We start from the raw sequence: 13,489 nt of genomic DNA on the forward strand, positions 1-13,489 counted from the left end.
ATCTATTTTTCATAAATAATTATTAAATCCCAGATGGAACTAGTATTTGAAGCAATAAATTTATTAGACCTAGCATTTAATGGAGTTTTTTATTTTGAAGATCACGAACTTTTTTAGGTGTTACTTCGTCACCATTCGGGTCAAACACCCTGACCTTCTCTATTGTATTTTTCATAGATGAACGAAAAGAATCTAGATATTCTCTTCGTAATTTTGATTGTTCTTTCGCTTCCTCCTTGCTCAAACCTTGCTCCTTCGATTTTTTTGCAAGTTCATTTATTCTCGCTATTTTCTCTTTTGATAGCATAAAGTTACTCCTTTACAGAAGGATAAATATCCTGCCTTTAATCAAAGTAATGTTACTAAAAAAAAAGCCCTTTTTCAAGAAAAGAGCTTTAAAACGTTTGTTATGCTACGATTATAATGTTTGCGTATAATCTTGAAATCTTCTATGCACAGTGGCTTTTGATACATTATAGCCAAAACCTCGCATTGTGGCGGCTATTTCTGCAAACGTAAGGCCATTATTCCTTAATCGGACAATCTCCTCAATAGGGACATCCTTCCGTTCTCTTCCTAATGCATTTCCATTACCATGCAAATTTTTTTCGGGATGATACCCTTTTGCCACTGCTCTTCTCATCCCACGTTTTATTTTTAAATTATGTAATTTACGTTGGTACTCCTCTACCATACTGACGATACTCAGAACCATAGAATCCGACTCAGAAAGCTCTAACTCACCATTATGGTCTAAACTAAATACTTTTACATTTTCTTTATTTAAGCAATGAAGCAATGCAATCTTTGCATTACCCCTTCCAAGTCTTGTTTCATCTTGAATAATAACGGATTCAATTTTATTTGTTTTAATGTTGTCTAACATCTCAAGCACACCTGGCCGATCTAATTCATAGCCGCTAGCTTGATCATGGATAACATTAACAACGGTAAGATTCCATGCTTTTGCAGCTGAAAGCAATTCTTCTTCCTGACGTGCTAAGGATGTTTCTTGTGTTTGTTTTGTTGTACTGACTCGACAATAAATAACTGTATTCATTCATATTACCTACTTTGCATCTGATGCTAATTGTTGTATGTTGTATTCTTTGCTTTTGGTTTTAATTGGAATTATAATGGTCTGTCCTGACTTTATATTTGTAGAAACTAAATGATTTTCATTTTGTACCCATTTAATAAAGTCTGACTTAGTCATACCATTTTCCATTTTATATGTATTTGCTATCGACCACAATGACTGGCCATCTGAAACAGTAATATGCGTATAGTTGTCGGAATGATCATCTAATTGAAATATCATGGTGATTCCGAGGATAAATGAAAGGATAACTAGAATAATAGCATATGAATATTTTTTCCATAACAATGACATTTTACATCCCTCTTTCGAATATATGTTCGCTTTATTGATTTTATTATAATAAGAACATTAGTTTGGTGTCAATATTTTTTTCGAACTTATGTTTGTATATCTGGAAATGTAATGCTATAATGGAATTAATAAAAAGTCGAATTTTCGATTGTTGAGGTGTTAAATATGACAAAACTTTCTAAAAGGCAACAAGATATATTGGATTTTATCAAGCAAGAAGTAAAGCTAAAAGGCTATCCACCATCTGTTCGCGAAATCGGAGAAGCCGTCGGCTTAGCCTCCAGTTCAACTGTACACGGCCATCTTTCCAGACTTGAAAGCAAAGGATTAATTCGTAGAGACCCAACCAAACCAAGAGCGATAGAAGTTCTAGATTTAATGAATGATTCAATCCCTCAGCAAATAGTAGTAAATGTACCTTTAGTAGGAAAAGTTACGGCCGGAATGCCAATAACAGCTATAGAAAACGTTGAAGAATATTTCCCTTTGCCTGAACATTTAGCACCTGGCGATGAGAATGTATTTATGTTGGAGATAGTTGGGGAAAGTATGATTGAGGCAGGCATATTAGATGGAGATTATGTTATAGTTCGCCAACAGCAGACTGCAAACAACGGTGATATAGTGGTGGCAATGACAGAAGAGGACGAAGCAACGGTTAAAAGATTTTTTAAAGAAAAAGATTATATTCGTTTGCAGCCTGAAAATTCAACAATGGAACCGATTATTTTACCAAATGTAATTATTTTAGGAAAAGTAATCGGACTATATCGACAAGTAATTCATTAAAAGAAAAACCCAAAAGGTTAGAAATACATTTCTTGCCTTTTGGGTTAAATAATATTTTAGTAGACTTATTTATCACTTTTCGCCATATTTTTGGTTCCACTATATAATCCGCTTGCGGATAAACCTAGCATTAAACCAACAATTATTCCTTGTTTTATACTAGTTCCTAAATAAAATATTCCAAATAACAGTCCTAGGATTACAGCTAAGAATGGCGAATATTTTTTTGGCAATCCTGCTCTCTTAAATAACTCCACCACCCCAAGAATTAACGGAATAATGGCAACATCATAGATCTCAAACACTTTATACCACCTCCGGTTTTCTCATAATATTATCTTATGCTCGTCCCCTATACCTTGATGATTTCTCTTAAAATATTTTATTATTATTTTGACTTTAAGCTTGTACATTCAACCAAAATAATAAACATTAATCTTCAAATAAGATTATGGGAGTTTGGCCGCCAACTTATATATAATCCAATGATAAAAAAAAAGCGCCAAATACAAGGCGCTATGTAACTCAATTGTTTTTTAATTGTTGTTTGATGGCCTCATCTCTCTCGCCGCCATCTGATAACTCTTCGGAAAACTCATGTTCTTTTTGTTCGTTAGAAATAAACTTGGAGGACTTCAATACTTCCGATGGAATATTATTATTAGGAGCCGCATCATCATTCCATTTCATATACTTTCACTCCTTTTCTTTTAGTATTTGCTGTAAATACAAAATCATGCACTTATCATAATAGAAAAATTAGGAGTTTATTATTGCTGTAATATTCGAACCTAATTGAACCCCTCTAAACACCAGTGGTATCAAGGGGGGCATCTATTCTTACATGCTTAATTAATGTATTCTTTCCCAAGAAGAAAATTGCGTACAAGAACAAGTTTTTATCTCAAACAATTTAAGGATAGAACCTTACATTTTTCCCATTAAGAAATTTTTCGACGATTTAGTAAGTCCTAGAAAAAAGAACAATATTTAATAATATGAACAATACTACAATTAATACGAAGGAACTTCTGTTGAATTACAATAAAGTTGTTTATTTTTAAACCGCCAAATGCGTATTCCCCGTCCATTTTAATGGACGGGGAAGAATAAAGTTTTTTAATTTTTAGATTAATTATCGAATAACACTTTAAACAAGTAACAATAAAGTCGTTTAAATTTTGGAGTTATAAGCCCTTCCAAGTGAGGATGGGTTAAAAAATTTAATTATTCGTGTATTCCTCTTTAAGTATGCTGTATATTTCTAAATCAACAACTCCTTTGTCTGACCATAAAGAAGCTTGTCTTAACAATCCTTCTTTCATAAATCCGTTTTTCAAGAGGACTTTCTTTGAGATCTCGTTTGCAGGCATCACCTCTGCTTGAATTCTGTTAATATTAACTTCTTCAAATAAAAATTTTACTAACGTATGAACGGATTCGGTTGCAATGCCCTTACCCCAATAATCTTCTGCCAAATAATAACCAATAGTTACCACGTTCACTTTTTGGTTAAAGTCCATAGATTCCAAAATTCCAACCAATTTATTACTTTGATTCTTCTGAAAGATACCCCACTTGACTCTTCTTTTTTTATCGTAATCCTTATCAAAATGACCAATCATCTTACTTACCGTTTGTAAGTTATGTCTGGGAATCATTCCGCAATATTTGAATACTTTGTCATTGTCGTAAATCGAATATAATTCTTGTAAGTGTACCTCTTCGATTTTTTTTAATATCAGATTCGTAGATTCCAATACTGGAAAACCCGCGAAAACTTTTTCAATATTTATGTTACTTCCTCCCTTAGGTTAAACCTCAATTGGTATGTAAATCTTCATTTTCATTTCATTCGGAATTGCAGAATTTAAGACATCCGTTATTCCTTATTTGTACTGAAAACATTCCTAAACAATCTGGCCCAATTCTTGAGTAAACCTACTTGTTATCGCTTCTCTTCTTAAAGGCTTCTACTCCTAACTCAGAGTCACTATTCGATAATACTTTTTCAATGGTTCCCTCTTTCGGAGTTGAACTTATTAAAGTCAGTTTTTAGCATTCCGAATACAATACTATCGGTCCACTCATTTTTATTCCAAAAGTCTTGTATAAAGTGAGCTTCTTTTCTCATCCCAACCCTTCTACATAATTTTTCTGATGCTGTATTTCGTGCATCTAGATTCGCTTGAATACGGTGGACTTGTACAACTTCAAATAAATGGTTTATTAGTGCAATAACAGCCTCTGTTGCATATCCTTGTCCAGACACAGATTTTGAAAATGTATAACCAATTTCAACAGTATCTTTCATATCTGTGTACCTAATAGATAAATCGCCAATTACTTTACCGTCCATTAAGACCGCTAAGCTCAAGGCATTTTCCTTTGTTAATTGATTATTATTTAATTTCTTATCAAATTCCCTTTCTTTATTTTCATGGGTCCATTTATCATGCAAAAGATATTGACATGTTGAGTCATCATTATAGATATCATAAACGTCATTCAGATGATGTTTTTCAAATGTTTTAATCAGTAGCCGGTTAGTTTCAATTTTCATTAAATTACCTCCTTAAGACAGGAATATCCATACGAATATATGGCACAACTTTTATATTCAATTATGCAACAATTTGGCCATTATTGGAATAAAACGTTTGAAGTTTTTAAACAACTTTATTGTCATTCAACAACTGCCACCATAAGTTGTTCCGCCATAGCTATAACCAGATCCACAATACATAAGTTTTTCACATCCAATATATTAATTTTATAACCATTGTTTCATTAATAAGCTCTGCCAGTGGAAGATGTACCTACTATGATAAGAAGAATAAACAATACTACTATATAAGCTAAAGCTACTCCCATTCCTGAAGCTCCTATCTAAACACCTCCTACTCATAAAATGGATGCTATCAGCTTCTCCACTATTAAAATATGTAAATTCTAATGCTATGGAATGGACAAACGGTATAAAATAATAGAAAATCCATGTTTGTCTAAAAGATTTAAGCTCAATGAGCAAAAGCGTATGCTATAAAACATACGCTTTTTTGGAGGTGATCTTTATGGTGCCAGTGGAGGATATGGCTAATATAAATTATGTAAAACATTATTAATCTGTTTGGACGAGTGTATAAGTAATTATAGATTTTAAATAAAATATATGAATGGCCATAGTAAAAATACACTCCGTATTAGTCCTATTATAATTTCTTTTTTAACAAACGGGAACTATTTTACGCAGTTAAAAGAACTCAAATATGCTGATATTCTTATATCCTTAGTCGGTAAGCCGCAGTCTTTATCTTCTATATCTACACTAATCCACAGGTCCAATCGCTAAAACATTATTTTTGCTAAATGTGCGAAAAACTAGTTTCGTGTGAAGCAATAAGCACTAATAAAATTTTCCCTGACTTTTTCAGCCTTAACTAATTAAGGTTTTGAGATGTAAGTGCTTATCTTAGATTTAGATAACGCAGTAAGGAATTAATACCACCTTATGTTATTAATATTGTAATGTTTTTTATGAAGAGTTTATTTAATGATAGATGAACTAGGGTTAAAATATCAATTTTTAAAATTTTTCACTTTCAATATTTACTCGTCCAAACTGTTTTTTCATTTATGCATATTTTATATTATCCGTATCCTCTATAAGCACATATATAACACCTCCAAAAAAAGCGTATGTTTTATAGCATACGCTTTTCTCTAGTTAAGGCAAAAATCTATTAGACATATTGAGGATTTATCTATTATTTTATACGTTTGTCCATTTCAAACTAATCAAATTTACATAGTGTATAAGAGGGTAACTTATCGTTATCCAAGTATTATGCAGGGGGTGTTAAGTATAGGAGGAACTGGAATGGGATTTGCTTTAATTGTAGTATTGTTCATTCTGCTTATCATTGTAGGAACTTCTTTCTCTGGAGGCGGTTATTAAATTCCAAAATCGTAACAAATATTTAAGATGCCGGAGGTGAGTAATAGATGTATTGCGGATCTGGTTATAGCTATGGCGGAACATCATACGGTGGAAGTTCTTTTGTTTTAATCGTAGTATTATTTATTTTGTTAATCATTGTATTATCTACATGGTGTTAATATTTAGACTATCAAATCCTACTTTAAGGACAGATGATTCTGTCCTTTTGTTTAATCGGTAATTTAGTATAGAAAGGAGTGGAAATATGAATCCCATGATGAGATTCCGAGGGGAACCAGTTGAAGTCAGAATGCGTGATGGCAGAACGTTTAGAGGAATGATGGATGGGGACCCGCCTCCAGGAGGATTTTTTATACGAGATGGTTTTAGGAGAAGATTCTTTTCATTTTTCGCTGTTGCCTTCGTCTTTTCGTTCCGAAGAGGAAGGCGGATATTTTAGAAAACACATCCACATTCACTGACTATTTAATATGATAAGCCCCTCAACACCGGTAGTGTCAAGGGGCTTCTCTATTAAAACTGTTGCATATATTGTTCTCTTTCCCAAGGATGGACTTGTGTTCTAAACATATCCCATTCAATTTCTTTCGCTTCAAGGAAATGTTCTAGTATGTGACTTCCAAGAGCACTAACCATTACTTCATCAGATTTCAATTTATCTAATGCTTGAATTAGAGTTCCTGGTAAGTCAATAATTCCAGCTTCTTCTCTTTCTTGTTTATTCATTACATAGATATTACGGTCAACAGGAGCCGGAGCTTGTAAATTGTTTTTAATACCATCTAATCCGGATTTCAATAATACAGCCATTGCTAAGTATGGATTAGCAGCTGGGTCCACGCTTCGAACTTCCACACGTGTACTTAAACCGCGTGATGCTGGAATTCGAATAAGCGGGCTGCGATTTTGTGCGGACCATGCAACATAGCAAGGTGCTTCATATCCTGGAACTAATCGTTTGTATGAATTAACAGTTGGATTTGTCACTGCAGTAAAGTTTGGTGCATGTTTGATAACTCCTGCAATAAATTGATAAGCAACATCGCTTAATTCTAATTCTCCATTTGGATCATAAAAAGCATTTTTGCCATTGTTGAATAAGGAGAGGTTAGAATGCATTCCAGATCCGTTCACTCCAAATAATGGTTTTGGCATAAATGTTGCATGTAATCCATGCTTACGAGCAATCGTTTTTACCACTAATTTAAATGTTTGAATATCATCACAAGCCTTTAAGGCATGTGCATATTTAAAGTCAATTTCATGTTGTCCTGGAGCAACCTCATGATGGGATGCTTCTACTTCGAATCCCATTTCTTCTAACTCAAGCACGATATCACGACGGCAGTTTTCACCTAAATCTGTAGGTGCAAGGTCAAAGTAACCACCATTGTCATTTAATTCAAGGGTAGGCTCACCTTTTTGATCTAATTTAAATAAGAAAAATTCTGGTTCAGGTCCAAGATTGAAATCAGTAAACCCTAGTTCTTCCATTTCCTTAAGAATACGTTTTAAGTTATTGCGCGGGTCTCCTTCAAATGGAGTTCCATCAGGATTATATATATCACAAATTAATCGAGCAACTTTTCCTTTTTCAGCAGTCCAAGGAAATACAACCCATGTATCTAGATCAGGATATAAGTACATATCTGATTCTTCAATTCGAACAAAACCTTCAATAGAAGAACCGTCAAACATCATTTTATTATCTAATGCTTTTCCTAATTGATTTACAGGAATTTCAACGTTTTTAATCGTCCCTAAAATATCTGTAAATTGAAGACGAATAAATTTAACATTTTCTTCTTTAGCAATACGGACTATATCTTCTCTGCTATACCTTGACACCTTGAATATCCTCCTCTAGGATAAATAAATTTTTAATAGTTTGAAGCATTAATGATAAAATCTTGTTACTTCATTTTGTCTCATGGATGGACGTTGGAATCTTCCTGCCTGCAGCATTTCTTCGCGAAGAACTCTGCGAATTTGTTCGTCGGAAATAATGGTCTTGCTTTCTTCTGCAGGCTGAACTTTTTCTGCTTCTACATTTGTTGCTTTCATGGTTAATAGTTTTTTAATTCCCGCCATATTAATTCCTTGCTCTAAAAACTCCTTAATCTCTAAGAGTAAGTCTATATCGTTTAAGGAATAAAGACGGCGATTTCCCTCAGTACGTGAAGGTGAAATCAATTGATGTTCTTCATAATATCTAATTTGACGTGCTGAGAGTTCCGTTAATTGCATTACTGTACTTATTGGTAAAATTGGCATAGAACGTCTTATTTCTTTTTTGTTCATGCTTCATTCTCCTTTCTTCCCTCTCGCATGATATGATTATATGTTATGTTAGAAAAATAGTCAATAAGATGTTAGAATTTCTAACATACATTTTTTAAAAAAAGAAAAAGGATCACCTTTTTTCATGGTGACCCTTCCACATTTTTATATTAAACCTTTATTCATTAAGCGATCCAATGCAGAACAGACTGCAATTTTCACATGTGAATAGGTTAAACCTCCTTGAACATAGGCCGTATATGGCGGCCGCAATGGCCCATCTGCAGTTAATTCTATGCTTGCACCTTGAATAAATGTGCCCGCAGCCATAATAACATCATCTTCATAACCTGGCATGTAACTTGGATAAGGTGTTACATACGAGTTGACAGGTGATGAAAATTGAATGGCCTGGCAGAATTCAATCATCTTATCCGGGTCATCAAATTGAACAGATTGAATTAAGTCTGTTCGGTATGAGTTCCAGGCAGGTTGAGTATTCATATTAAATTTCTCAAGAATAGCAGAGGTGAATACCGCACCTTTTAAAGCTTGTCCTACGATATGAGGTGCAAGAAAGAAACCTTGATACATTTCTTGGAGGCTATACAATGTCGCTCCTGCTTCCGCACCAATTCCAGGAGAAGTCATTCGGTATGAACATGATTCAATATATTCTTTTTTACCAACAATATATCCCCCTGTTTTCGCAATGCCTCCACCAGGATTTTTAATTAACGAACCAGCCATTATATCAGCGCCAACATGGCATGGTTCCTTTGTCTCCACAAATTCACCATAGCAATTGTCCACAAAAACGACTAAATCGGGTTTTATGTTTTTCACATACAGAATCATTTGTTCAATTTCATCAATTGTAAACGATGGTCTTGTTGCATATCCTTTCGATCTTTGAATACCGATCATTTTAGTGCTTGGTTTAATTGCTTCCTTTACAGCTTGTAAATCCACTTTTCCCTCATTAGTCAACGGAACACTATTATAATGGATATTGAATTCCTTTAATGAACCATTTCCGCTTCCTCGAATGCCAACAATTTCCTCTAATGTATCATATGGTTTTCCGGTAATATACAGTAATTCGTCCCCAGGGCGAAGTATGCCAAATAAAGAAATGGAAATGGCATGTGTCCCGGAAATAATTTGCGGACGAACTAATCCTTTCTCAGCACCAAACACTTCTGCATAGATATTTTCCAATGCATCTCTTCCGATATCGTCATATCCATAACCGGTAGAAGGAATAAAGTGTGTATCACTAACACGATTATTTTGAAAGCTTTGTAAAACCCTAAATTGATTTTCATCTACTCTTTTGTCAATTTGATCGGTAATCTCAGCTATTTGTTTTTCTGTGTCCTCTACGATTGCTTTCAATTTTTCTGCGTTCATTAAGTGTTGAAACATGTTATGCGAGCTCCTTCTATTGCTGATATTGTTCTAATAAACCTAACACAGGATGATCTGCTATTGCGAATCCTTTGCATCTATAAATTTGTGCTTCTTCTAGAAAAACAAGTTCCCGCAGGATGGTTTCGACTTTAAGCTGTGCTAAAATCTTTCCTTCTGTTGACGGTATTAGAACATGATAAGGAACCATTATTTGAATGGCTGCTTCTTCGATTTTTTGTTTTAAAAGTTGACGATCTTCTATTCTTAATGCACTAATCATTATATGATTTTCTGCTGTTGGCACAAAATCAGGATGACGTTCATCCATCTTATTATACACGGTTAATTGCGGAAGGTGGTCCATTTCTAGTTCCTCCAATAGTTTATGAACCGTTTTTTCATGATTATGATAGTCTGGATTTGAAGCATCCACAATATGAAGCAAAATATCCGCTTCTTTCACTTCTTCCAGTGTAGAGCTAAATGCTGCAATTAAGGTGGTTGGTAAATCCTGTATAAACCCAACTGTATCGGTTAAAAGTGCCGTATATCCGCTAGGCAAAATAACTTTTCTTGTTAATGGGTCTAATGTAGCAAATAGCAGATTTTCTTCAAATGAATCTGCACTTGACAAACGATTAAACAATGTTGATTTCCCAGCATTTGTATAGCCTACTAAGGCAAGCTGAAATGTTTTATTCTTCTTTCTTCTTTCACGATATCGTTCACGGTGACTAACAATGGTTTCTAACTGATTCTTAATCTCACTAATTCTTCTTCTAATATGACGTCTATCTGATTCAAGTTTTGTTTCGCCTGGACCTCTTGTTCCAATTCCTCCCCCAAGTCTTGAAAGTTCGGTACCTTGACCGATTAAGCGAGGCAGTAAGTATTGCAGCTGGGCAAGCTCCACTTGCAATTTCCCTTCTTTAGACCTAGCCCTTCCAGCAAATATATCTAGAATTAATTGAGTCCTGTCAATAACCCGCCCATTTAAAATATTTGATAAATTCCTTAACTGACTGGGGGAAAGCTCATCATTAAAGATGACTAAATCTGTCTCCAATTCCTCTTCCATACGTTTTATTTCTTCCACTTTTCCTTTGCCTATATAGGTGGAAGAGTCTATGCGTTCCCGTTTTTGGGATACCATTGTCACTACCTGGCCATGTGCAGTTTCCGTTAAGGAAGCCAATTCCTCCATGGAGTATTGAAACCGTTCCTCATTATCATGTAAACTGCATCCAACCAAAATAGCCTTTTCTTTTATTATCTCCGTCATCTCTACAACTCTCTTTCCACAACATCTCTTTTTCATCTTATCAAATTTTTTTAAAAAAATATCTTAACAATTACAATCCAATTAAAAAGCACAAGCCTTCGCTCATCAGCTTCGGATGAGTAAAATTACTCTTCAAAATTCAGCTTCGCTGTCAAGCGGGACCAACAAGATAGTTCATGACCTATATCCTTTTCCGTAATGAGGCGACGAAGAAATCTCTATCCGATAAGTACTAAAGCTGAACAAATTATATAAATGGTTATCCATATTAGAAATTTTATCATTTCCAAAAGCAAAAAACAGCTAGTCATATCGACTAGCTTTGATTACTATGAATCCGGAAAAACTAAATCAATACTCCGCAATGTTAATAAATCATATCGGTCATACGTTGAATCAGAAAGGAGCCTCATCGCTTGTGAACGGATGGATTTTTCAATAATGTTTCTGACATATCGTCCATTTGAAAAGCTTATTGGATTGACCATTTTAATAAAAGTAAGATGCTCTCTTAACTTTCGCTCCGCATCCTGACTAAGAATATACTCCTTTTCATTTAACATGCGTTTTCCAATTTCCATCAGTTGTTCCACAGAATAGTCTGGAAAATGAAAGACAAGTGGAAATCTGGAATGAAGTCCTGGATTTAAACTTAAAAAATAGTCCATTTCATTAGAATAGCCTGCTAAAATTAAAATAAACTCATGCTGTTTGTCTTCCATATGTTTAACAAGTGTGTCTATCGCTTCTTTTCCAAAATCTTTTTCCCCGCCACGGCCAAGAGAATATGCTTCATCAATAAAAAGAATTCCACCAATCGCTTTTTTTATTAAATCTCGTGTTTTTTGTGCCGTATGGCCAATATATTCTCCTACTAAGTCCGCCCTTTCAGCTTCGATTAAATGTCCTTTGGATAAGACATTCATTTTCTGAAATAACTTTCCGATGATCCTTGCAACTGTTGTCTTTCCAGTCCCGGGATTCCCCTTAAACATCATATGAAGCGCTTGTTTACTCACTTTCAATCCCGCTGATTCTCTTTTTTTATTAATATAAATCCAAGCATACACTTCTTTTATCATTCTCTTCATTTCATCCATCCCGACGAGAGCACTTAATTCTGTTTCAATTTCTCTAAATGCTTCATGCTCCACGGAATTCGTCTTTGGAACAACTTCCTTATGGATACTTGGTTGAGGTATTTCTCTTTGCTGAGAATTAAGTACAATACTAATTTGTCCGTTATTTTTCAAACGTATAGGTTGATCCAAAGCGTTCACCTCACATTCTAAAAACAGTATACGCTTAGAAGCATAAATTGTGACAAATGCCTAATGAATAATAGAACGCGGTAAAATTCTTTATATTTCACCATTTTTTCCTAATCAGCAACCACAAAAAATACGAATAATGACAAAATACACCCTATTTCCTTCATATTTTTATCTATTTGTCATTTTATGCGCTTTCCCAAGAAATAATGCCTTACATCCATTCTATTCCCCTACATCCCCAAACATTACTTACCAATGAAAATCGTCACAATCGAGTAGGAGGAGGTGACTAACCCCCGACCTCTCACACCACCGTACGTACGGTTCCGTATACGGCGGTTCCATTTATGTCTGACGTAGTTGAGAATATCTCACATAAAGACTCTTCAGCCCTCGCATCTCCCAATAGGAGTTTGTGAGGGTTTTCTGTAGGATTGGGCTTCTGGCTATTCTCCAATATTTCTTTCTAGAGTTTCCCCATTCGTATGCCTTCTCTTTTGGAATCCCTAATCCAATGAGTTTTCTTACTTTGGTTTTTGGTTTCTTCCATTCTTTCCATTGGCACATTCTGAGACGCCTTCTAATCCATTCGTCTAATTCTTTGAAAATAGTGGGTGTATCTGCTAATGCATAATATCCGCACCAGCCAATCAAATATTGATTCAGCTTCTCTATTCTATAATCCATTGGAATTGGTTTTGACCTTGAAGTTAATTCTCGTATCCGTTTCTTGACACGTTGAATACTTTGGTTTGACATCCGCACCTTCAGTTTCTTATGAAATGTGAAGCTAAAACCTAAAAACTTTCTTTTCCAAGGTCTGTCTACAGCTGACTTTTCTCGATTCACCTTTAGTTTTAGAGTAAATTCAATGAAAGTAGTAATCGAGTCCATTACTCGCTCTCCGGCTCTTCTCGATTTTACGTAGATATTACAATCATCTGCGTATCGGACAAACTTGTGCCCTCTCTTTTCTAACTCTTTGTCTAGTTCATCTAGAACGATATTGGAGAGTAAAGGACTTAATGGTCCACCTTGGGGCGTACCCTCCTCGGATTTCGTTATGACTCCATTAATCATAATGCCAGGGCATAGAA

The 13,489-nt window shown here is 34.8% G+C and carries 17 protein-coding genes and 1 pseudogene; 3 read left to right on the forward strand and 15 right to left on the reverse strand.

Annotation, left to right across the window (positions count from 1 at the left end; genetic code table 11):
• Positions 1–76: 76 nt before the first annotated feature.
• The 3 genes from AN964_RS14230 to yneA form a co-directional block, all read right to left on the reverse strand.
• Positions 77–307 carry a DUF896 domain-containing protein gene (locus tag AN964_RS14230; RefSeq protein WP_055740313.1) on the reverse strand — a complete coding sequence of 77 codons (231 nt, stop codon included), beginning with the start codon at positions 305–307 and terminating at the stop codon, positions 77–79.
• Between the two features lie 111 nt (positions 308–418).
• On the reverse strand, positions 419–1,060 hold the full coding sequence (locus AN964_RS14235; RefSeq protein ID WP_055740314.1) for a YneB family resolvase-like protein: 642 nt from the start codon (positions 1,058–1,060) through the stop codon (positions 419–421).
• A 9-nt stretch (positions 1,061–1,069) separates the two neighbouring features.
• Positions 1,070–1,393, reverse strand: a complete 324-nt coding sequence (gene yneA / locus AN964_RS14240; protein WP_055740315.1) for a cell division suppressor protein YneA — start codon at positions 1,391–1,393, stop codon at positions 1,070–1,072.
• Positions 1,394–1,558: 165 nt separating this feature from the next.
• Here yneA and lexA point away from each other — a divergent pair, with 165 nt between their 5' ends.
• Positions 1,559–2,182: a transcriptional repressor LexA gene (gene lexA, locus AN964_RS14245; RefSeq protein WP_055740316.1), complete on the forward strand. Its 624-nt coding sequence runs from the start codon at positions 1,559–1,561 to the stop codon at positions 2,180–2,182.
• Positions 2,183–2,247: 65 nt separating this feature from the next.
• On the opposite strand, the gene AN964_RS14250 is transcribed toward lexA, so the two are convergent.
• The 6 genes and pseudogenes from AN964_RS14250 to AN964_RS25620 all read right to left on the reverse strand — a co-directional run bounded on the left by AN964_RS14250 (position 2,248) and on the right by AN964_RS25620 (position 5,056).
• On the reverse strand, positions 2,248–2,487 hold the full coding sequence (locus AN964_RS14250) for a hypothetical protein (RefSeq protein WP_055740317.1): 240 nt from the start codon (positions 2,485–2,487) through the stop codon (positions 2,248–2,250).
• A 220-nt stretch (positions 2,488–2,707) separates the two neighbouring features.
• Entirely contained in the window at positions 2,708–2,872 is a 165-nt protein-coding gene (locus AN964_RS26725; protein ID WP_163258629.1) for a hypothetical protein, read from the reverse strand.
• 271 nt (positions 2,873–3,143) lie between these two features.
• Positions 3,144–3,212, reverse strand: a pseudogene (locus AN964_RS27515) (YjcZ family sporulation protein); the annotation flags it as partial.
• 193 nt (positions 3,213–3,405) lie between these two features.
• Positions 3,406–3,978, reverse strand: a complete 573-nt coding sequence (locus AN964_RS14255) for a GNAT family N-acetyltransferase (RefSeq protein WP_055740318.1) — start codon at positions 3,976–3,978, stop codon at positions 3,406–3,408.
• A 215-nt stretch (positions 3,979–4,193) separates the two neighbouring features.
• On the reverse strand, positions 4,194–4,745 hold the full coding sequence (locus AN964_RS14260; protein ID WP_055740319.1) for a GNAT family N-acetyltransferase: 552 nt from the start codon (positions 4,743–4,745) through the stop codon (positions 4,194–4,196).
• A 227-nt stretch (positions 4,746–4,972) separates the two neighbouring features.
• Positions 4,973–5,056 carry a YjcZ family sporulation protein gene (locus AN964_RS25620; protein WP_083489359.1) on the reverse strand — a complete coding sequence of 28 codons (84 nt, stop codon included), beginning with the start codon at positions 5,054–5,056 and terminating at the stop codon, positions 4,973–4,975.
• A 1,006-nt stretch (positions 5,057–6,062) separates the two neighbouring features.
• Between AN964_RS25620 and AN964_RS25625 the strand changes: the two genes are divergently transcribed.
• Both AN964_RS25625 and AN964_RS25630 read left to right on the forward strand, forming a co-directional pair.
• Positions 6,063–6,140 carry a YjcZ family sporulation protein gene (locus AN964_RS25625; RefSeq protein ID WP_161809284.1) on the forward strand — a complete coding sequence of 26 codons (78 nt, stop codon included), beginning with the start codon at positions 6,063–6,065 and terminating at the stop codon, positions 6,138–6,140.
• A gap of 47 nt (positions 6,141–6,187) precedes the next feature.
• A complete protein-coding gene (locus AN964_RS25630) occupies positions 6,188–6,301 on the forward strand; it encodes a YjcZ family sporulation protein (RefSeq protein WP_083489361.1) in 114 nt (37 codons plus the stop codon).
• A 355-nt stretch (positions 6,302–6,656) separates the two neighbouring features.
• Here the strand turns inward: AN964_RS25630 and glnA are convergent, their stop codons facing one another.
• The 6 genes from glnA to AN964_RS14295 form a co-directional block, all read right to left on the reverse strand.
• Positions 6,657–7,991: a type I glutamate--ammonia ligase gene (gene glnA, locus AN964_RS14270; protein ID WP_055740321.1), complete on the reverse strand. Its 1,335-nt coding sequence runs from the start codon at positions 7,989–7,991 to the stop codon at positions 6,657–6,659.
• Positions 7,992–8,039: 48 nt separating this feature from the next.
• Positions 8,040–8,444, reverse strand: a complete 405-nt coding sequence (locus AN964_RS14275) for a MerR family transcriptional regulator (RefSeq protein WP_055740322.1) — start codon at positions 8,442–8,444, stop codon at positions 8,040–8,042.
• A gap of 144 nt (positions 8,445–8,588) precedes the next feature.
• Positions 8,589–9,851: a methionine gamma-lyase family protein gene (locus tag AN964_RS14280; RefSeq protein ID WP_055740323.1), complete on the reverse strand. Its 1,263-nt coding sequence runs from the start codon at positions 9,849–9,851 to the stop codon at positions 8,589–8,591.
• A gap of 16 nt (positions 9,852–9,867) precedes the next feature.
• Positions 9,868–11,118, reverse strand: coding sequence for a GTPase HflX (gene hflX / locus AN964_RS14285; protein WP_055740324.1), 1,251 nt, complete (start codon positions 11,116–11,118; stop codon positions 9,868–9,870).
• Between the two features lie 329 nt (positions 11,119–11,447).
• On the reverse strand, positions 11,448–12,389 hold the full coding sequence (gene spoVK, locus AN964_RS14290) for a stage V sporulation protein K (RefSeq protein WP_055740325.1): 942 nt from the start codon (positions 12,387–12,389) through the stop codon (positions 11,448–11,450).
• Between the two features lie 348 nt (positions 12,390–12,737).
• On the reverse strand, positions 12,738–13,489 hold a 752-nt coding region (locus AN964_RS14295), incomplete at its 5' end, for a group II intron maturase-specific domain-containing protein (RefSeq protein WP_244885873.1).

The organism is Heyndrickxia shackletonii (assembly GCF_001420715.1).
GTDB classification, from domain to species: domain Bacteria; phylum Bacillota; class Bacilli; order Bacillales; family Bacillaceae_C; genus Margalitia; species Margalitia shackletonii.